We start from the raw sequence: 19507 nt of genomic DNA, 5'->3' as shown, positions 1-19507 counted from the left end.
AGTGTTGCGTTTTACCTTTCGCTGAGCATTGAAATTGGCCGTGTCCACGGCCAAACTGTTTCGTATTCTATCTGTTACAGCGCTGCTCCGCTATGCGTGAATCGCATCAGCCGTAGCGAATTCATCGTTCATCGATTGCAGTGAAAGGTTCGCAACAGCCTCGAGAACAACTTCTGAAACCGTAGTGTCCAGTGCTTCGCAAATTGATGCGAGCAGCTCTGAGGAAACTTCCTTGCGCCCACGCTCCAGCTCAGAGAGGTAACCAGAAGAGACTCGAGCTTGAGCAGCAAGAGATCGCAACGTCACGCCTTTATCCGCCCGGAAAGCTCGCAGTGACATTCCTAGCGCCTCTCTCAGCAGCGGTTCTTTCTGGCGGGTTCCAGACTCGCGAAATGGAAAAGCGACCTCATCCTGTGCATCGAACGAGGGCTCAAGCGGCGTATCGATTAGAAGTGTCGTAGTCATCACTTGGTATAACTCCCCTCAACGTGTTTTTGTTCCCGCACGGCATGCAACAGGACGCGAAGTGCTGCTTCAACAGCCCACTCGCGTACCTCGTTGCGCGGCGCCTGTAGCAAGTTTCGGGCATGACTGAATCCTGGAATGGTTCCGCGTACGAGAGGGGCGTCGGAAAGTATGTCGCCTGCGAGAACTGCTTCACAGTCATCACTTGAGGCGATCCCTACCCAGACCTCACCGACAGGGTGGCCATCCTGTTCACTGGGCCCGGCCACACCAGTGAGCGAAAGACCCCAGTCTGCGTTGAGCTTCCGCCTTGCCGCCTTCGCCATCTCTTTCGCGGTCACCGGAGAAACAGGTCCAAACTCATCGATGACGTCCTGGGGAACGCCAGCCAAGGTAACTTTGCACTCGGTCGCGTAAGTCACCATCGCGCCTCGTAGCGCTGCGGAGGCACCCGGAACGCCTGCGAGTGCGGCACTTGCCAAACCGGCAGTGAGCGATTCACAAAGCCCAACTGTTGCATCCCTCTTAGTAAGTTCCGCAATCACATCGGATGCAGTACCTCGCATTAGTTATTCACCTTGCGAGCATCGACAAGGTATTGCACGCCGGTCACCACGGTGACGACTACGGCCAACACCATTACAACGTAGGACGGCGCGTCCATCCAGGAAGGCAGCGGGCATAGGTAGAGCGCCACACCTACCGTCTGGAGCACTGTCTTCACCTTGCCACCCTTGGACGCGGGAACGACTTGGTCGTTGCGCAGCATCCACATTCTCCACATGGTGATGCCGAGCTCGCGGACCACGATGACGATAGTCATCCACACAGGAAGGTTGGACGCCACGTTGAGTACTACAAGTGCCGTAATCATCAGGGCCTTGTCCGCGATCGGGTCCGCAATTTTCCCGAAGTCGGTAATCAGGTTGTAGGTACGGGCGATTGTTCCGTCTAGCTTGTCCGTGAGCATCAGCGCGACGAACACACCGAACGCCGCACCCCATCGCTGGTCCAGTGCCAACCATGCGAAGACGGGGATAAAAATGATTCGCAACGACGTCAAGACGTTGGGTACGTTCCAGTTCGATGGTTTTTCAGTCACGCCCTCTACCCTACCTATCCCATGCTTTCCCTTAGACTGCGTGTTATGAAATATTTTGCATTCCATTACACGTACTCAGATAATACGGACGTCGTAGATGCTACGCGCCCCGCACACCGCGAGTTCATCGCGAAGCAGCTAGAGCTCGGAAGGATTGTCGGATCTGGCCCGCTAGTCGACGCCGGCAAGGCCCTCATCATCGTGCAATTACCAGATACTGCCGATGCTGCGGAGGCAGTATCACTCATGAACCCGGACCCCTACTGGCAGAACAACGCTCTGCGCAGCCGAGAGGTCCACGAGTGGAACCCGGTTTCCCGGGTGTTCCCTTAGACCGCGGAGGTTCTACTTCCTCCCGCGCTGCACGTGAAGGTGATCCGTCTCGCGGGAACCAGTGGCGGTGTGGTCGCCCTTGCCCGACGTTGCAGGGTCATCAATCCACTCGATGTGGTGGCCCTGATTGTCGACTTTCCGGCGATTGCCGTGGTCGTCGTAGTCGATGTGCCAGCTCGGACCGTTTGGGTCCCGCCGCCCAGCCTTGATATCCGCTCGGTCCTTCACCATGGAGCACAGCACGGTAATCACCAGTACTGCCACAATGAAGCCGAGCGATGCAACGGTGCCGACCTCCGGTACGCTCACGTTCTCACCGCCATTGACAAATGGCAGATTGTTCTCGTGTAGCGCGTGAAGCAACAGTTTGATGCCGATAAAGCCAAGAATTACGCCCAATCCGTACGGCAGATACACCACACGGTCCAACAAGCCAGAAAGCAGGAAGAACATCTGGCGAAGGCCCATGAGTGCGAACGCATTCGCGGTAAACACGATGTACGCCTCAGAGGTAATACCGTAGATTGCTGGGATCGAATCAAACGCAAACATTACGTCGATAAACCCGATGGAGAGCAGTGCGACGAACAGCGGGGTCGCTGCGGACTTGCCCTCCTTCGTCTTCGACCACAGCTTGTCACCGTGGTAGGAGCTCGTGACTGGGACGACTTTACGGAGTGCCTTCACGACAGCCATATCGTTCGGATCTGTTTCAGGTGCATCAGTCGCTTCGTCGTAGACGAGCTTGACAGCCGTGTAGATCAAGAACGCTGCGAAGATGTAGAAGACGTCGCTCCACGCCGCGATAAGTGCTGCGCCGAGCAGAATAAACAGCAAGCGGCATACCAACGCGATAACAATGCCCAGGAGCAGCACCTTTTGCTGATACTTCCTTGGAATCTTGAACGCGCCCATGATCAGTGCGAAGACGAACAAGTTGTCCACGGACAGCGCAAGCTCAGTGATGTAGCCGGTGAAGAACTGGACGCCGTGCTCGCCGTCCCACTCCCACCAGATCGCACCGCCACAGATCGCTGCCATCGTCATGTAGAACAGCGTCCAAAAGCCCGATTCTTTGATAGTTGGCTCGTGGGCCTGGCGAACGTGAGTAAGAAAGTCAAAGGCGAAAAAGCCCAGAATGATTGCTGCAGTGAGCAGCCATATCCATAGGGGGACACTCAACGTGGTTACCTCCGGTCGTTGCATAGGACAAAGAAAGACCGGAGGTCTCCCCCACCACGTAGCTACGCGGCTGCCTCAACCGGGATACGTATGTTCCGTGTTGACGATTCGAGGCACTTGCGGGGTACTCCCCTCCAATGCGAATGCCAGGCTACACCATCAAGAGGAGTCGCTACCAGTTATACGGCTCCACCGGTGGGATTGTAGGTTGCTTCGACCGTCTTAACGTCATCTTCATCTGCAGTGGCGTCATCACCAAGTTGTGCGTCGACGTCCTTCGGTGCGTCCGCGGGATCCGCACCCTTGAGCATCCAAAGAATGGTCTCGAGCTCCTCTGGCTTCACCAGCACTTCACGAGCCTTGGAGCCTTCCGATGGCCCAACGATGCCACGGGACTCCATCAAATCCATCAGTCGGCCGGCCTTTGCAAAACCGATACGCAGCTTGCGCTGCAGCATGGAGGTCGATCCGAGCTGCGCCGTAACAACGAGTTCAACGGCTTCCAGCAGGTCGTCCAGGTCCTTGCCGATGTCATCGTCGATAACTTTCTTCTCGGACTCCTTCTCTTCCGTAACGCCCTCGACGTACTGTGGTTCGTCCTGGCTCTTGGCAGCGTCCACGACGGCTTGGATTTCAGCGTCAGACACAAACGCACCTTGCATGCGTTGCGGCTTGCCGGCGCCCTGCGGGATGAAGAGACCGTCGCCCATGCCAATGAGCTTCTCCGCGCCACCCTGGTCGAGGATGACGCGTGAGTCAGTAAGCGAGGATGTTGCAAACGCGAGCCTGGACGGCACGTTCGTCTTGATCAAGCCCGTGACGACGTCCACCGAAGGTCGCTGCGTAGCCAAGACAAGGTGGATACCTGCTGCGCGGGCCTTCTGCGTAATGCGGACGATCGAGTCCTCGATCTCCTTCGGCGCGGTCATCATGAGGTCGGCAAGCTCGTCGACGACACAGACGATGAACGGGTAGGGTCGCATCTCGCGCTGAGAGCCTGCAGGAGCAGTGATTTCACCGCTCTTCACCTTCTTGTTGAAGTCCTTGATGTGGCGGACACGAGCGGTCTTCATGTCCATGTACCGCTGCTCCATCTCCTCCACCAGCCACTGCAGTGCCGCCGATGCCTTCTTCGGCTGCGTGATAATTGGCGTGATCAGGTGCGGAATCCCCTCGTACGGAGTGAGCTCCACCATCTTTGGATCGATGAGGATCAGGCGTACTTCTTCAGGTGTTGCGCGCGTCAGCAAGGAAACCAACATCGAGTTCACGAACGCCGACTTACCGGATCCCGTAGAACCCGCAACAAGCAAGTGCGGCATCTTCTGTACCGAAGAGGCAATAAAGTCACCCTCGATGTCCTTGCCTAAGCCGATGAGCATAGGATCATCGTCCGCAGCAACATTCGGCGCTTCGAGGACATCGCGCAGACGAACCATTTCACGATCCTGATTCGGCACCTCAATACCGACGGCAGATTTGCCGGGAATTGGCGTCAACAAACGAACGTTATCGGTCGCGACTGCATAGGCAAGATTGGACTGCAAGTTGGTAATCTTCGACACCTTGACGCCGGGCCCAAGCTCTACTTCGTAGCGGGTCACGGTCGGACCACGGGAGAAGCCCGTCACCATAGCATTGACCTTGAACTCCTCGAAGACCTCTGTAATGGCTTCGATCATGCGATCGTTAGCTTCGGTGCGAGTCTTCGGCGCTTGGCCAGCGAGCAGCAAATCGGTTGTTGGAACGACGTAGGTGGAATTCCTGTCGACCTTCTTCGCGTGGCCATCCTTCGGCGCCTCAGGTGGAGTTGCGCTTGGGTCCTTCCCTGAACGCGCTACGACCGCCTGGCGAACTGCGTCTCGCGACTGATCGACAGCATCCCGTTGAGCCTCCTCAAGCGTAGGCCGGGGTAGAATCTTCGTCTCCTCGGGTTGCGCAGGCTGACGTTTCGACGCCGCCTTCGTCGCAGGGCGCTCAATGACCGTAGTGGCGTCGCTGCCTTCCTGCGTGTCGAAGTCTTCACCGAAATCGAAAACCTCTGTCTCATCACCCTGTGCTTGAGGCGCTGACGCTGGCTTCGCCGGGTAGTTATCCAGTGGCGTGGAGGCCTTTCGCAACTTCTCCGAGAAAGACGAAAACCCAGAAACCCTTGGTTTCTTCGCCGCGGTACGTGGAGAAAGACCGGTACGTGGGCTCCTCGATTCAGGCTCAACCCGCGAGCGCTTTGCCGACGTGCGCGGGCGCCCCTCTGCGATAGCGTCAATGTCCCGGCCTACATCACTGTAAGGATCCGACTCATCGTCAGTCTCGGGCCGCTGGAATACCGAGCTAAGCCACGCAGTGAAAAAGTCATAGGCCTCACGCACAGTAATACCGGTTGTACGAAGCGCACCATAAACAATGACAAGTCCCAGCAGCGGGACTGCCACATAAGAGGAGAATCCAGCGGCGAGCAAACCACCGGTGAACGTGCCCACTACCCCACCGGCGATCTTGCGGGATTCCCAATCTGCAGGGTTGCCAGCGAAGACATGAATCATGCCAAGCATCGCAACACCAATAATCAACAGGCCCGACGCCACCCTGGCACGTACTGCCGGTTCTGCCTTCACGTTCAGCATGAGAGCGATAGCGATGCAGACCAAAATCACAGGAAGCAGGAGCGCACCAGCACCAATTGCCCAGTGAACACCCTGCGCAATGACGTTGCCTATCGGGCCAGCGATATCCATCCATACGGAGGCGCCCAGGATCGCGGCAAGGCCAATGAGCACTAAACCATACGCGTCAACGTTGCCACGCGAGATACCCAACGAGCGACTGGACTTTCGTGAGTGCTCTTCACGTTGCGGCGCCTCAGCAGAGGGGCCGTCGTCAAGAAAATCGAAGTTGTCGTCCTCGTCATCGTATCCGTTTGCGTCGGGCACGCTGTCAAAACTCTCCTTACGGCGTGGTCGAAGTTTGGTAAGCAACGAACCAGCTCCGCGAACTGCACTGCCAATTGAGCTTCCGACGACTCTCGTCGCGGACCCGACCCGTTCATCGGCAGTCTCTGCCGCGACCATGGACGAGGTCGGTGGATGCGTCATCGACGCTGGGGCACCGTAACGGCTCGTCGTTGAACGTGCACGGTCCCGCGGGCCTGTCGAAGCTCGCGTATTTCGTGGCGCTGGTTTCCTGGCAGACATGTGCTACACACTAGTACCTTGCGCACCATTATTACCATCCGCCACTCTAAAACCACAGATGTTGTTACAGGCGAATGAATCAAGTACTACAACTTGATATCTACTCCAGCAAGAGCCTCAACCGCACCGGTTACATCCACTTCGACCGCGCTGCGACCGGCGGCCCACAACAATAGTTCCCCGGGTTCGCCGTATACGCGGACGACGTTATCGCCCTGCTTTGAAACGCCGACGCCTTCGCCAATGACGGCAGGAGGCAAGTCCGGTGGCGTCAAAATCACAGGTACCGCAACACCTTTAAGCGTGACTGAACCAAACCGCTTCGCAAGCTTCAAAAGCTCTTTGTTGGTGACGGCACTAAACTGCCGAGGCTCGACCTTACCTCTACCTCGACGAACGTCTTCGTGGTGAATAAAGTGCTCGGCTGTATTTAACGTGTCGTCACTCGGCTTGAAAAGCGAAGGCGGACCGATGGCCCAGAGACGCACAAGATCCTCGTACGACCATGATGCAAGTCGGGCTTCCTCCGCCTCCAAAAACTTCCTCGCTCGCTTTACGAATATTCCGATGGCAGCTAATGGCCTTCGTTCACGGATATAGAGGTGCGTCGCCAAATCGCGAGTGTTCCAGCCCTCGCACAGCGTCGGTGCTTCAGGCCCGACTTCGAGTAACAGTTCAGCGAGTTGATTTCGTTCAGTCTTTGCAAATGACATGGGCCCTAGCATAGTGCCAGGGCCCATAGTTCTGCTCACAAAAGTGTCAGGTATTAAAGCGACTCTCGTGTTGCTTGAACATCAGCGTCTTCTGCCGGTCCAATATCCGCCGCGGTTGGAACCACGGTTGGAAGAATGACTGGCTCACGCTTGTACTTCTGCTCAATCGTTCGCGAGAGCTGACGACGAAGCTGCTGCACCATGCGGTACGGGTCATTCTCCCCTTCTGCAGCCAAATCACCCATAACTTCCTGGACACGCTCGACGACCTTCTTATTGAAGTCACGGTCGTCTTCAGAGAAACCAGTGGTGGAGACGCGCGGTACCTCAATGAGGCTACTCGTGCGGTCGTCGATCACGCAGGTAATCGAGACAACGCCACCTGAGGCAAGCGAGCTGCGGTCTGCCAGCACGTCCGGGTCTACGTCGCCCATCGTCGCGCCATCAACATAAAGCTGTCCGACCTGGTACTGGCCAACAACCTTGATCTTGCCCTTCGTCATGTCAACCACAACACCATTTTGAGCAAGTGCGGTATTCTCCGGCTTCACACCGGTCGCAATAGCGAGCTCCTTGTTCGCGCGCATGTGGCGCCACTCACCGTGCACAGGCATAGCGCAAGTCGGGCGTGCTGCGTTGTACAGGAAGAGAAGCTCACCGGCGTAGCCGTGGCCAGAAGCGTGGACATGAGCTTCGGAGTTCGTCACCACAGTCGCACCGATTTGTGCGAGGTTGTTGATCGCCGCGAACACAGCTTCCTCATTACCTGGGATCAGGGAAGACGACAGGATGATCATGTCACCGTCGCGGATGGTGATCTGGCGGTGTTCACGGCGCGACATACGCGAAAGCGCAGCCATCGGCTCGCCCTGCGTACCCGTTGTGATCAGCACAACCTTATGCGGCGCCATCTTGGCAGCTTCTTCGATAGGGATAATCGTGTTCTTCGGAGCCTTCAGCAGGCTCATCTTCTCGGCGATTTCCATATTTCTCAACATGGAGCGGCCGTTGAAGGCAACCTTGCGACCATTCGCTACAGCCGCGTTGACTGCCATTTGGACGCGAGCAACGTTGGAAGCAAACGAAGCAATCACAACGCGCTGCTTCGCCTGGCTCACCAAACGCGTCAGTGTCTCCTCGATACCGGCCTCGGATGCAGAAATACCCGGCACCGTAGCGTTCGTGGAGTCACACATAAACAGATCGACGCCTTCGTCACCGTAACGCGACAGCGCCGGCAGGTCCGTCGGCATTCCATCGTACGGAGTCTGGTCCACCTTGACGTCACCGGTCATCACAACATGACCCGCGCCGGTCTTAATAGACAGGCCGAGACACTGCGGAATGGAGTGATTCACGTGCCAGAAACGCACGTGGAATGGGCCCAAGTTGACGGAAGAATCCTTGTTCACCTCATGCAACTTCGGACGCTGACGGTGCTCCTTCGTCTTCGCAGCAATCAGCGCATTGGTGAATCGCGACGAGTAAATCGGGATATCCGGGCGCAGCTTCAACAGCCACGGGATTGCGCCAATGTGGTCTTCATGACCATGTGTGACAACCAGGGCCTCGACCTTGTCCAACTTCTTTTCAATCGGACCAAAGTCAGGCAGCACAAGATCAACGCCTGGTTCACCGGAGTTCGGGAACAGCACACCACAGTCGACGATGAGCAGGCGTCCGTTGTATTCAAACACCGTCATATTACGACCGATTTCGGAAATACCACCCAAGGCGTAAATACGCAGGGTCCCCTTCGGTGCCTTCGGAGGAGCCGGGAGGCGCTTCGTCAAGTCTGCGCCCTGCATCGACTTCACCGGGTTGCGACGGCCACCGCCGTTGTTACCGCGTCCACGGCCGCGTCGGCGATTCCTGCCGTTACCGCCATTTCCGTTCGAGTTCCGGGACTTGCTATCCCGCTGTGACTTCTCAGAGCCCTTGTCATCTTCATTACTTGCGGTTCCTGCGGCCTGCTTCGGTGCCTGAAACACCGGCTTCTGTTCAGTGGCCTCAGGTGGCCCTGCTTTACGCGTCACTTTGCGTGAGCGTGTACGGGGTTCGTTCATACTTAAAGGACTCCAGCCTTCTTCAAATCTTCTCTGAGAACCTCCACCTGCTCAGAGGTCGCTCCGACCACTGGCAGGCGTGGTTCGCCTACTTCAATGCCCTGCAGACGCAGGGCAGCCTTTGCAAATGTTGTGCCACCGAGAATCGCTTGTTGATGTGCGAGAACGTCGATGACATTGGCGTTAATTTCCCGCGCACGGACGAGGTCGCCTTCCTCGAAGCTTGTGATGAGCTCGCGCAACGCTTGCGGTGCTGCGTGGCCTACAACCGAGATCACACCGGTTGCCCCCATGGCCAGCCACGGCAGGTTCAGCGGGTCATCCCCGGAATACCATGCCAGGCCTGTTGATTGGATCAACGGTGCTGCCTGGAAGAAGTCGCCTTTCGCATCTTTCATCGCAACTACGGTTGGCAATTCCGCCAACTTCGCAATGGTGTCCGAGGCAATCGGAATCGCAGAGCGTCCTGGAATGTCGTAGAGGCAGATCGGCAACGAAGTTGCAGACGCGATCTCCCGGAAGTGCGCAAACACGCCGTCTTGAGACGGCTTCGAGTAATACGGTGTGACAGCCAAGAGGCCATCAGCCCCTGCCTCAGCAGCTTCCTTCGCCAATGCGACGGACTTTCGGGTATCGTTCGTGCCTACTCCGGCGATAAGTTTGGCGCTATCGCCAACTTCTTCACGCACCGCTTTCAGTAACGCGACTTTCTCTTCACTGGTTGTCGTTGGCGATTCGCCCGTCGTGCCCGCAAGCACGAGGGCATCAATGCCATTGCCGACAAGGTGGGCAGCTAATGCTCGTCCTGCCTTAACGTCTAGCTCGCCATGCTTATCGAACGGCGTGACCATTGCGACGCAGACTGTGCCGAAAACGTCAGCACCGATATTAGCTTTCATAGAAGTGCCCATGCCAAAAGAGCGTACCCTTTTTGCTGGCTGAATGTAACTCCACCGCTACGTTTTGTACTGGGTTGTTGCCTTCTTAGTCCCGTCCGGCAGCGTTGTGACAACGAAGTCCTCGAACAAGACGGGTGCGCACTCACTCAAAAGTTCCAGACACCTCACGGCGACCGCTCGTAGCTCCTCCCCACTGTGCTCAGCTGCCCTGGTCGCAACAAAATTCCGCCAAGTCCGGAGGTTGCCGCTGACAACAAGTCGGGTTTCTCTCGCAGCCGGAGCAAGTGCCATAGCTGCCTCGCGTACCTGTTGCTTGCGCAGTAACACATTCTTCTCATCCGTCAGACTTGCTTCCACCGCGTTATGCAATTCGTCGTGCACAAACGCAGCGTCTTCAATCGCGTGCTCGAAAAACCGTTGAAGTTGCTCGTCGCGCTGTACAACGCTAGGAACCACGACTCCTCTTTGCTCTTCAGGTAAGGAGTACTGTGAAAGCTCGCTGATTGAAAAGTCTCGGTGTCGCAATATCTCATGGCTGGTGGCCATTGAGATTCCCTGAATATACAGCGTCACGCTTGCGTGCTCGAGCAGCGAGAGGTTGCCGGTATCAATGACGTGATGCAGGAAGGCGTCCGTGCTCGAAGTGTGAGACTCATTGTCACCGAAGGAGTCATAGCTTGCCCTGCCTGCAAATTCGACGACAGCATCCGCCGCCGCTGCACCAGATGAAGGCCGCCAGCCCAGTCCGGCTGGCGGTTCGAACGTTGATGCTGCCACGAGCTGGATGCTGAGTTGGCGCTGCGGCTGCATCTGTTACAGCCCGAGGAACTTGTCAAGGCCGATCGTGAGGCCTGGATGATCCATGACGTTTCGCACGCCGAGCAATACACCCGGTACGAACGAATCACGCCCATAGGAATCTTGGCGGATAGTCAACGACTGATCGACGGTGCCGAAGATAACTTCCTCATGCGCAACCATTCCGGTCATACGCACAGCGTGGACTCGGACGCCATCGATATCCGTGCCGCGCGCTCCATCGAGTTCCTGCACAGTGGCATCCGGACAAGGTTGCATTCCGGCGGCCTTTCGGGCCTCTGCAATCCCTTGCGCTGTCTTTACCGCAGTGCCGGACGGTGCATCCAGCTTGTTCGGATGGTGGTACTCAACTACCTCGGCTGACTCGAAGAACTTGGCCGCCTGGCGAGCAAAGGACATCGTCAATACAGCTGAGATGGCGAAGTTAGGCGCAATGAGAACGCCAGTGCCCTGCGAAGCAGCACACCAGCTGCGTACTTGGTCGTAGCGATCGTCGTCAAATCCTGTTGTGCCCACTACACAGTGGATGCCGTGCTTGATACAGAACTCGAGGTTGCTCATTACCGAGTCTGGAGTGGTGAAGTCGACGATAACTTCGGCACCAGCGTCCAACAGTTTTTCTAAGCTGTCGTCTTTATCGATCTCGGCCACAAGTTCAAGATCATCAGCCGCGCGCACGCCCGCTACAACTGCGGTACCAACGCGCCCATGCGCTCCCAAAACACCGACTTTGATTGTCATATCCATTCCTCAATTCTGCCTTTGCGAGTTGCGTTCGTTCTACTGCTGTCACTGTAGCGCGCCGTGCGGCAGGTGTGGTTCGGTACACTCGAAAAGCATGAAGAGTAGCTTGATCCTCCCCGGTATCCTCACCGTGGCTGCACTGCTCACGGCTTGCGGCACGGGCTCCGAAGTGACAGAGCCGTCCGCAGCGACCGCGTCCCCTGAAAGCGTTGCAGCTACCACTACGCAAGACGCACCTGCTACGGAGTCAACGGTGTCGGCTGTGGCATCTCCCGCAGCCCCAGCCGCTCTCAACGCCTTCGCTCCGCCCGAAGGTGCCCCTGAGCTAACGCTCCAGGATGTTCGAGTCGGTACCCATGAGACGTATGACCGCGTCGTCTTCGAGTTCTCAGGCAATGGCCTACCTGGATACCGAATTCAGTACACCGATAAGGCACTCCAGCAGGCCTCCGGCCACGAGCTCGCGGTCTCCGGTAACGACATCTTGGAGGTGCTCATCGAAGGCACACCGATGGATCGACTCCCGAGCAACCCTGATCTTATCTCCGCTGGCCCGTATCAGCTGGCAACCGGCAACGTCGCTGGGATCACCAACGGCGGCACGTTTGAAAACCAGTCGCAGTTCTTCATCGGACTCGACCGGCAGCGTTCGTTTGAGGCCACGGTGTTGGAAAGTCCAACACGGCTAGTTATTGACGTCCACCGTTAGCTCGGCAAACGCGTAGTGGCCAGGGCGTAAATGCCCTGGCCACTTCTTTAAGCGGTGAGACTACTTGTCCTGCTCAACAGGAACAAGGGAGATCTTGCCGCGATTATCAATATCACGAATCTCGACCTCGATCTTGTCACCGACGTTGACAACGTCCTCGACCTTCTCGATGCGCTTGTTGCCACCCAAGTTCGAGATATGAATCAGGCCGTCGGTTCCCGGGACGATCGAAACGAACGCGCCGAATGCAACGGTTTTGACCACGGTACCCAGGTAGTGCTCGCCTACCTTCGGCAACTGTGGGTTAGCAATTGCGTTGATCTTGTCGATCGCGGCGTCTGCTGCTTCGCCACTGGTTGCCGAGACGTACACGGTTCCGTCCTCTTCAATCGAGATGTCCGCGCCGGTTTCCTCGGTAATCGAGTTGATCATCTTGCCCTTCGGGCCAATGACCTCACCAATCTTGGAAACAGGAACCTTCACCGTGGTGATTTTCGGCGCCAACGAGCTCATGTCATCCGGCGAATCAATGACCTCTGCCATCGTGTCCAGGATGGTCTCTCGAGCATCATGCGCCTGCTTCAGAGCCGAAGCGAGCACGTCAGAAGGAATGCCGTCCAGCTTGGTATCAAGCTGCAGGGCGGTGATGAACTCGCGGGTGCCTGCCACCTTGAAGTCCATATCGCCGAACGCATCTTCCGCGCCCAGAATGTCCGTCAGAGCGACGTACTTCGTCTCACCATCGACGTCACCCGACACAAGGCCCATCGCAATACCCGCGACCGGAGCAGCCAGTGGCACACCAGCGTTGTACAGCGACAACGTCGATGCGCACACGGAGCCCATCGACGTCGAACCGTTGGAGCTCAGCGCCTCAGAAACCTGGCGAATCGTGTACGGGAAGTCTTCGCGCGAAGGTATCACTGGCAACAACGCGCGCTCTGCAAGCGCACCGTGACCGATTTCGCGGCGCTTCGGGGAGCCAACACGACCTGTTTCACCAGTCGAATACGGTGGGAAGTTGTAGTGGTGAATGTAACGCTTCGAAGTCTCAGGGCTCAGCGAATCGATTGGCTGTTCCATCTTCAGCATGTCAAGCGTCGTCACACCAAGGATCTGGGTCTCACCGCGCTCGAACAGTGCCGAACCATGCGCACGCGGGACCAGTTCGACTTCCACGCCGAGGTCACGGATCGCGGTCACGCTGCGACCGTCGATACGGTAGCCATCCTTCAGGATCTTGCCTCGAACAATCTCCTTCTGCAGTGCGTTGTACGCCGCGCGAATCTCCTTCACCACAGCAGCAACATCGTCGTCATCTTCGTCGACGTCGAGGCGGTCAAGCACATCTTCTTCGATGTCCTCGATGTACGCGTTGATCTTCTCTTCGCGCTCCTGCTTGCCAGCGATGGTCAGGAAGGAAGCGAGCTTCTTCGATGCCTTCTTCTCCACTGCTTCAAACACCTCATCGGTGTATGCCGGGAATAGCGGGAACTCCTTGCGCTCCTTGTCGAACTGAGCTGCAAGATCGCGCTGCGCCTCACACAGCGTCTTGATGTACGGTTTCGCAGCCTCCAGACCGTCTGCGACGGTTTCCTCGGTAGGTGCAGGTGCGCCGTCAGCGATCAGCTTGACGACGTTCGCGCCAGCTCCTGCCTCAACCATCATGATTGCAACATCCGCTTCCGTCTTACGGCCACGCTTGCGCTCAACAATGCGGCCCGCAACAACCATCTCGAAGATGGCACGCTGGTGCTGCTCGTGATTCGGGAATGCAACCCACTGGCCTTCTGGGTGTTTATCGTCAGCGATCAATGCCATACGCACACCACCAACAGGGCCGGAAACCGGCAGGCCAGAAAGCTGCGTTGCCGCGGAAGCTCCGTTGATAGCGACAACGTCGTAGTATTCTTCCGGGGCGATCGACAGGACGGTAATCACGACCTGAACCTCGTTGCGCAGCCCCTTCACGAAGGTTGGGCGCAGTGGGCGGTCGATGAGACGGCAAGCCAGGATCGCCTCGGTGGATGGGCGGCTTTCGCGGCGGAAGAACGAGCCCGGGATACGGCCCGCGGCATACATCCGCTCCTCGACATCAACGGTCAGAGGGAAGAAATCAAAGCCTTCGCGGGGGTTATTCGACGCCGTCGTCGTCGCAAGCATCATGGTGTCATCGTCCAGGTAGGTCGTCACCGAGCCATCTGCCTGGCGAGCCAACTGGCCCGTCTCAAAACGAATGGTGCGAGAACCGAAATCACCATTGTCGAGCGACGCTACTGCTTCGGTAACCCCATACTCTTCATCAACGTGGATTTCGTACGAATTTCTCGGCTTAAAACTGCTCAATTGATCCCTCTCCTTGGATCTCCGGGCGATCATCGATGTCGCCGTTTTTGTGTCATTTAGAACGAAGCACACTCTACCACCCTGCCAGGGATTTCACCACGCTCCAGACACAGCTAAACCCCCGCCCTGAAAGCCAGAGCGGGGGTTTGAAGCCTTATGACGTGATCGTCTTAACGACGAAGGCCGAGACGAGCAATCAGGTCACGGTAGCGCTCGACGTTGTTCTCGCGCAGGTACTTCAGGAGACCACGACGGCGACCAACCAGCAGCAGCAGGCCACGACGGGAGTGGTGGTCGTGCTGGTGGAACTTCAGGTGCTCAGTCAGGTTGTTGATGCGCTCGGTGAGCAGCGCAACCTGTGCCTCCGGGGAACCGGTGTCAGTCTCGTGCACACCGTAGGTCTTCAGAATCTCTGCCTTTTTCTCAGCGTTCAGCGCCATGAAAAACTCCTCATTTGTTTCAGTCCGCATATACTTTGACCACTTCGTGCTGCAACTGCTGCGAACCACAGTCTCAACGCGCACAAAGCCTGGACTACTTTAGCTGCTGCGCGCCAGGTTGGTCAAACGCGTCATGAACTCATCGAGGAATCGATCAACGTCGACACCAACTGCAACCTGACTCGTCTTCTTCGGGTCATTCAGACGCTCCGGGTCCCCGATCGTTCGTCCACGAGTTGGCTCTTCGAGGTCCGTGCGCAGGTTTATACCAATGCAGTCAACCAGGCTGGGATCTATCGCAACTGCTACCGCCAACGGGTCATGCAGCCCGCACCCACCAAGATGCGGCGAAGTTGTTTCATATGCCTTGATGTAAAAGTCAGTCACCTCTGCCAAGAAGTCGCCTTGAGACGTGCCCAACTCCTTCCACACCGCGGTTTCTTTCGACGTCAACAGCGTCTGCAAAGTGACATCGAGCCCGATCACGGTGAGGTTCTGCGCCCTGCGCATCACAAAATCAGCAGCTTCGGGGTCCTGATTGATGTTCGCCTCAGTGCACGTATTGACGTTTCCCGGCACGGTCAACGCACCGCCCATCATCACAATCCTGGCACTGTCTGCAAAGTCTTTATCGGCTTCCATGGCAGCTGCGACCGTCGTCAGAGGCCCGACAGGAACAACCACTAACTCGTCGCCGTAGCGGTGGAACGCGTCGACCATGAAGTCCACCGCGGAGGCTTCCTCGACAGCGCGATGGGCATCCGGAAGTTGCGCCTCCCCTATACCGTTTACGCCGTGAATGAACTGCGAAATCTCCAGAACTTCAAAGCTATCCTTGGCACGAGCATGCGTCGGGCCAGCGAACACGGGAATATCGGTGCGCCCGAATAACTCGAGAATCGCGAGACTGTTGCGAACACTATCAGCCACCGTGACGTTTCCATATGTCGATGTCACGCCGACAAGTTTCACTTCAGGTGAAGCCATAGCATATGCCAACGCCAACGCGTCGTCGATACCGGTGTCTACGTCGAGAATCATCTTGATGGTCACAGCAAAAACCTTTCAAGCAACACAGATCAGCAACGGCTTTATTCTACGGAATCAGCAACAGGCTCGCTTAAGAGCTCGCGGGTCCGGGAAACGTCCCGAGCCATGTGCTCCAGAAGCTCGTCAACGGAATCGAACTTGACCATGTCGCGAACCTTCGCCACGAATTCGACGCGGGCCATCCGATCGTAAAGGTCAGCATCTCTATCAAGCACGTAGGACTCGACACTGCGCCGCTTGTCACCGAACGTCGGATTAGTGCCGACTGAAATCGCAGCCGGGTAGCGCTTTCCCGGAACCATGTTCCCGCCGATGGGGGCATCGTCGATAATTGTGAGCCACCCCGCGTACACCCCATCCTTCGGGAGGGCAGAGACATCAGCAACATACTGATTCGCGGTCGGGTAACCGAGCTCGCGACCTCCTCGCCCAGCACCCCGCTCGATCGGACCCACGACGGAGAACGGCCTGCCCATGTAGTCCTTAGCCACGCTGATGTTGCCCTGCGCAAGCTCGTCCCGAATCGCCGTTGAACAAATTCTTGTCGCACCCTCTTTCAGCAGGCGGACTACCGTCACATCAACACCATTCTGCTCACCGAGCTGCACCATCGTCTGCGACGTGCCGGAAGCGTTACGTCCGAACGTAAAATTCTCGCCCACAAAGACATGACGAGCATGCAAGGTGCCCATCACTACTTTGTCGAAATAGTCTTGTGCACTCTCCCCCGCAAGCTCTTTGCGGAAATCGATAACAATCAGCGCGTCCACGCCAAGCTCAGCGATGAGCCGCGCCCGCTCCTCGAGTGGCATCAGCGCCGTGGGTGCGGCTTCCGGACGAAATACTGCTACCGGGTGCGGCTCAAATGTCATCACCACGCATGGCACCTGGAGACGCTTCGCCTCATCAACAGCTGCTTTGATCAGCATCTGGTGACCGCGGTGGACTCCGTCAAAGACCCCTATCGTCAGCACGGTGCCGTCGAGGGCACCAAACGATTCCGGTACAGCATTAAGACCGTGCAAAATATCCACGTGCAATAGCGTACGGCATACTAAAGAGCTATGAGTGATCCCCTCGCTACATCTGGAATTGTTGTCATCGATAAGCCCCAAGGCCTCACAAGCCACGACGTGGTCGCACGCCTTCGCCGTGCTTTCGGGACCCGCAAAGTTGGTCATGCCGGCACCTTGGATCCGATGGCGACTGGAGTACTGGTTGTCGGTATCGAGCGCGGCACAAAGCTCCTCGCCCACCTCGTCGCGGAAACCAAAACGTACGAGGCAACCATTCGACTCGGCGCCACCACCACGACGGATGACGCCGAGGGCGAGGTCGTCAGCACCTCCCCCACCGATGCAGTCACTGACGCCGACATTATCGACGCCATCGACAGCTTCCGCGGCGATATCATGCAGCGCCCCTCAAGCGTGTCCGCAATCAAAATCGACGGCAAGCGCGCACATCAGCTCGTCCGCGAAGGACACGATGTCGAGATCCCAGCCCGACCAGTAACAATTCACGAGTACAGCATTTTGGGCATCGCTCGCGTCGATACCTGGATTGACGTCGATGTCCGTGTGCACTGCTCCTCGGGGACGTACATTCGCGCGCTCGCACGCGATCTAGGTGAGACCCTACACACCGGCGGGCACCTGACTGCGCTTCGCCGAACCACAGTCGGGCCTTTTAACCTCGAGCACGCATTGGAGCTGGAAGACATTCAGGCTCACCCGCGCTTCAGCCTCACCCTCGACGAAGCCTGCGCTACCTGTTGGCCGGTACTGCCCGTCACCAACGATGAATACGACGCCCTCGCTATGGGCAAATGGCTCGAACCTCGCGGACTTTCGGGTGTACACGCTGCACAACGTGACGACGGCCGCGTCGTCGCCCTTGTGAAAGAATCCAAGAAGCGTCTTGCCACGGTGTTTGTCGCGCGCCCATCCACGCTGTAGTCAGCGCTAACGCCGCTTTTCACGTTTGTCGCTACAACAGAAACGCAGAAGTGATGACGTAGCCAGCCCGGTGCACCCAGCGCCCCTCAAAGAACGGAGCGGGCGTCGGCCGCTCGAGAATGTACGAAACAAATGTTCCGTTCGGCCGGATATAGATTTCCGCCTGATCGAATTCCAACATCTTTCGCGCCAACGGGAACCAACATTTATATGTGGCCTCTTTCGCGCAGAACAGCAGCCGATCAGCCCAGAAGCACCCCTCAGCCCGAAGTGCGTCCAACATCTCAAGCTCGGTTGGGCACGCGATTTGGGGCAATACGCCTTCCGGAAGCGGCTCAGCCAGCTCAGCATCAATACCGATAGAGCGCACCTTGTTGAGTGGCGCAACGACCGCCGCACGAAAACCATCCGTATGCGTCAAGGAGCCGCACACGCCCTCGGGCCACAACGGCATCCCAGCCTCGCCCCGCATGATGCGGTGAGGACCTTCGACCCCTAGTTCGTCGAGGGCGCGGTGCGCACACCAACGGGCATCGCCGAACTCCCCTTTCCGGATATCGACGGCTCCGCGGACAACGCGTTTCTCCTGCTCGTCGAGGTTATCGTAATTGCGGAGATTATGGCCGTCATCGGTTCGAAGAGAGACGAACCGCGCAGAGGGAGGGAATAATGACAGATCGCGCACTAGCGGTTCACCTCCCAGACTGGGTACGGCCAACGATGTTCCTCTGGCCAGCGCTGCCACTCCCTGGGGTACCCCAACGACACTTCAATATGCGGAATGCCGTCTACATGTACGGTCCCCGGGATATGAAGGTGTCCGTAGACTACGGCCTGTGCGTGGAACCGCTTAGGCCAACTGCGCGTGTGCCGGGTCCCGCACCACATGGCAATGTCCCCGTAGAACAGGCGGTGCGTTGGCTCCTTTACCAGTGGCCAGTGGTTGACCAAGATCGTCTTACCGTGCACGCGAGAAAGGCGCTTCGTTGTGTACGCCAAGCGCTCCCAGCACCACGCACGAGTATCTACAAATGGGCGGATAGCAAACTCGTCCGTCATCAGAATGTTGTTGTCGCGAGCTTTCTTCAGCGCGGCGTCGACACTTAAATGCTGAGGGCGAAACGAGTAGTCGTACAGAGTAAACAGTGGCGCCACCGTAATGCCGTGGAATACCGGGTACGGGTCCTCAGGCGTTACAACGCCGAGTTCTCGCATTGCCTGGACTAGCGCAACGTACTTATCACGGCCTCTGTAGCGTGATCGCTCGCTAGAGAACAGCTCGTGGTTTCCAGGGGCCCAGATGACTTTCTCAAACCGTTGAGCAAGTACACCCATCACGTTGACTATCAGCTCAAATTTCTCTGCAACATCACCCGCGACAATCAGCCAATCCCCCTCATGCCGCGGTTGAATGAGGTCGATCTTGGCCTGATTCGTCTTTACTGCAGCATGCAGGTCGCTGACCGCCCACAGTGTCGGACCTAGCATGA

The 19507-nt window shown here is 57.2% G+C and carries 19 protein-coding genes; 3 read left to right on the top strand and 16 right to left on the bottom strand.

Annotated elements, in window-relative coordinates; translation table 11 throughout:
* Positions 1-90 precede the first annotated feature (90 nt).
* From ACXIUA_RS01220 to pgsA, 3 genes are read right to left on the bottom strand one after another with little or no spacing between them, the layout of a single operon-like run.
* Positions 91-465, bottom strand: coding sequence for a helix-turn-helix domain-containing protein (locus ACXIUA_RS01220; protein ID WP_083290921.1), 375 nt, complete (start codon positions 463-465; stop codon positions 91-93).
* Entirely contained in the window at positions 465-1031 is a 567-nt protein-coding gene (locus ACXIUA_RS01215; RefSeq protein ID WP_457975924.1) for a CinA family protein, read from the bottom strand. The genes ACXIUA_RS01220 and ACXIUA_RS01215 overlap by 1 nt, the downstream gene beginning before the upstream one ends.
* Positions 1031-1567, bottom strand: a complete 537-nt coding sequence (gene pgsA, locus ACXIUA_RS01210) for a CDP-diacylglycerol--glycerol-3-phosphate 3-phosphatidyltransferase (RefSeq protein WP_240492803.1) — start codon at positions 1565-1567, stop codon at positions 1031-1033. The genes ACXIUA_RS01215 and pgsA overlap by 1 nt, the downstream gene beginning before the upstream one ends.
* Positions 1568-1612: 45 nt before the next feature.
* On the opposite strand from pgsA, the gene ACXIUA_RS01205 reads away from it, so the two are divergent.
* Positions 1613-1900, top strand: a complete 288-nt coding sequence (locus ACXIUA_RS01205; protein ID WP_457975923.1) for a YciI family protein — start codon at positions 1613-1615, stop codon at positions 1898-1900.
* A 12-nt stretch (positions 1901-1912) separates the two neighbouring features.
* On the opposite strand, the gene ACXIUA_RS01200 is transcribed toward ACXIUA_RS01205, so the two are convergent.
* From ACXIUA_RS01200 to dapB, 7 genes are all read right to left on the bottom strand, one after another.
* Entirely contained in the window at positions 1913-3082 is a 1170-nt protein-coding gene (locus ACXIUA_RS01200; RefSeq protein WP_457975922.1) for a TerC family protein, read from the bottom strand.
* 179 nt (positions 3083-3261) lie between these two features.
* A complete protein-coding gene (locus ACXIUA_RS01195) occupies positions 3262-6273 on the bottom strand; it encodes a DNA translocase FtsK (protein ID WP_457975921.1) in 3012 nt (1003 codons plus the stop codon).
* An 86-nt stretch (positions 6274-6359) separates the two neighbouring features.
* Entirely contained in the window at positions 6360-6986 is a 627-nt protein-coding gene (locus tag ACXIUA_RS01190; RefSeq protein ID WP_083290919.1) for a TIGR03085 family metal-binding protein, read from the bottom strand.
* A gap of 53 nt (positions 6987-7039) precedes the next feature.
* Complete coding sequence (locus ACXIUA_RS01185; RefSeq protein WP_256000265.1) at positions 7040-9052, bottom strand: ribonuclease J; 2013 nt, start codon at positions 9050-9052, stop codon at positions 7040-7042.
* A gap of 2 nt (positions 9053-9054) precedes the next feature.
* Positions 9055-9963, bottom strand: a complete 909-nt coding sequence (dapA, locus tag ACXIUA_RS01180) for a 4-hydroxy-tetrahydrodipicolinate synthase (RefSeq protein ID WP_256000266.1) — start codon at positions 9961-9963, stop codon at positions 9055-9057.
* A gap of 45 nt (positions 9964-10008) precedes the next feature.
* Positions 10009-10761, bottom strand: coding sequence for an FAD-dependent thymidylate synthase (gene thyX / locus ACXIUA_RS01175; protein WP_070362315.1), 753 nt, complete (start codon positions 10759-10761; stop codon positions 10009-10011).
* Positions 10762-10764: 3 nt separating this feature from the next.
* Positions 10765-11511, bottom strand: a complete 747-nt coding sequence (dapB, locus tag ACXIUA_RS01170; protein ID WP_071572535.1) for a 4-hydroxy-tetrahydrodipicolinate reductase — start codon at positions 11509-11511, stop codon at positions 10765-10767.
* 97 nt (positions 11512-11608) lie between these two features.
* Here dapB and ACXIUA_RS01165 point away from each other — a divergent pair, with 97 nt between their 5' ends.
* A complete protein-coding gene (locus ACXIUA_RS01165; protein ID WP_256020320.1) occupies positions 11609-12223 on the top strand; it encodes an AMIN-like domain-containing (lipo)protein in 615 nt (204 codons plus the stop codon).
* 60 nt (positions 12224-12283) lie between these two features.
* Here ACXIUA_RS01165 and ACXIUA_RS01160 read toward each other — a convergent pair whose 3' ends face one another.
* From ACXIUA_RS01160 to ACXIUA_RS01145, 4 genes are all read right to left on the bottom strand, one after another.
* Positions 12284-14602 (bottom strand): polyribonucleotide nucleotidyltransferase, encoded by a 2319-nt coding sequence (locus ACXIUA_RS01160; RefSeq protein ID WP_457975920.1) that lies wholly within the window; start codon positions 14600-14602, stop codon positions 12284-12286.
* Positions 14603-14739: 137 nt separating this feature from the next.
* Positions 14740-15009, bottom strand: a complete 270-nt coding sequence (rpsO, locus tag ACXIUA_RS01155; protein WP_070362312.1) for a 30S ribosomal protein S15 — start codon at positions 15007-15009, stop codon at positions 14740-14742.
* Between the two features lie 99 nt (positions 15010-15108).
* Positions 15109-16062, bottom strand: a complete 954-nt coding sequence (locus ACXIUA_RS01150; protein ID WP_457975919.1) for a nucleoside hydrolase — start codon at positions 16060-16062, stop codon at positions 15109-15111.
* Between the two features lie 38 nt (positions 16063-16100).
* Entirely contained in the window at positions 16101-17093 is a 993-nt protein-coding gene (locus ACXIUA_RS01145) for a bifunctional riboflavin kinase/FAD synthetase (RefSeq protein ID WP_252930810.1), read from the bottom strand.
* Positions 17094-17123: 30 nt separating this feature from the next.
* Between ACXIUA_RS01145 and truB the strand changes: the two genes are divergently transcribed.
* A complete protein-coding gene (gene truB / locus ACXIUA_RS01140) occupies positions 17124-18017 on the top strand; it encodes a tRNA pseudouridine(55) synthase TruB (RefSeq protein WP_252930809.1) in 894 nt (297 codons plus the stop codon).
* A 31-nt stretch (positions 18018-18048) separates the two neighbouring features.
* Here the strand turns inward: truB and ACXIUA_RS01135 are convergent, their stop codons facing one another.
* Together ACXIUA_RS01135 and ACXIUA_RS01130 are read right to left on the bottom strand one after the other, a co-directional pair.
* Complete coding sequence (locus tag ACXIUA_RS01135) at positions 18049-18702, bottom strand: 4'-phosphopantetheinyl transferase family protein (protein WP_070976718.1); 654 nt, start codon at positions 18700-18702, stop codon at positions 18049-18051.
* Positions 18702-19505, bottom strand: coding sequence for a metallophosphoesterase family protein (locus tag ACXIUA_RS01130; RefSeq protein ID WP_070976715.1), 804 nt, complete (start codon positions 19503-19505; stop codon positions 18702-18704). Before ACXIUA_RS01130 ends, ACXIUA_RS01135 begins: the two co-directional genes overlap by 1 nt.
* Positions 19506-19507 lie beyond the last annotated feature (2 nt).

It is taken from the genome of Corynebacterium sp. UMB8791, assembly GCF_054166365.1.
The sequence above is the reverse complement of the archived record's forward strand: the minus strand, read 5'-3'. Positions and strand labels throughout refer to the sequence as shown.

Bases quoted from the DNA above. Each gene is read 5' to 3' on its own strand.
- ACXIUA_RS01220 (WP_083290921.1), bottom strand. From the start codon at position 465: ATGACTACGACACTTCTAATCGATACGCCGCTTGAGCCCTCGTTCGAT.
- ACXIUA_RS01215 (WP_457975924.1), bottom strand. From the start codon at position 1,031: ATGCGAGGTACTGCATCCGATGTGATTGCGGAACTTACTAAGAGGGAT.
- ACXIUA_RS01205 (WP_457975923.1), top strand. From the start codon at position 1,613: ATGAAATATTTTGCATTCCATTACACGTACTCAGATAATACGGACGTC.
- ACXIUA_RS01195 (WP_457975921.1), bottom strand. From the start codon at position 6,273: ATGTCTGCCAGGAAACCAGCGCCACGAAATACGCGAGCTTCGACAGGC.
- ACXIUA_RS01190 (WP_083290919.1), bottom strand. From the start codon at position 6,986: ATGTCATTTGCAAAGACTGAACGAAATCAACTCGCTGAACTGTTACTC.
- ACXIUA_RS01185 (WP_256000265.1), bottom strand. From the start codon at position 9,052: ATGAACGAACCCCGTACACGCTCACGCAAAGTGACGCGTAAAGCAGGG.
- dapA (WP_256000266.1), bottom strand. From the start codon at position 9,963: ATGGGCACTTCTATGAAAGCTAATATCGGTGCTGACGTTTTCGGCACA.
- thyX (WP_070362315.1), bottom strand. From the start codon at position 10,761: ATGCAGCCGCAGCGCCAACTCAGCATCCAGCTCGTGGCAGCATCAACG.
- dapB (WP_071572535.1), bottom strand. From the start codon at position 11,511: ATGACAATCAAAGTCGGTGTTTTGGGAGCGCATGGGCGCGTTGGTACC.
- ACXIUA_RS01165 (WP_256020320.1), top strand. From the start codon at position 11,609: ATGAAGAGTAGCTTGATCCTCCCCGGTATCCTCACCGTGGCTGCACTG.
- ACXIUA_RS01160 (WP_457975920.1), bottom strand. From the start codon at position 14,602: ATGATCGCCCGGAGATCCAAGGAGAGGGATCAATTGAGCAGTTTTAAG.
- rpsO (WP_070362312.1), bottom strand. From the start codon at position 15,009: ATGGCGCTGAACGCTGAGAAAAAGGCAGAGATTCTGAAGACCTACGGT.
- truB (WP_252930809.1), top strand. From the start codon at position 17,124: ATGAGTGATCCCCTCGCTACATCTGGAATTGTTGTCATCGATAAGCCC.
- ACXIUA_RS01130 (WP_070976715.1), bottom strand. From the start codon at position 19,505: ATGCTAGGTCCGACACTGTGGGCGGTCAGCGACCTGCATGCTGCAGTA.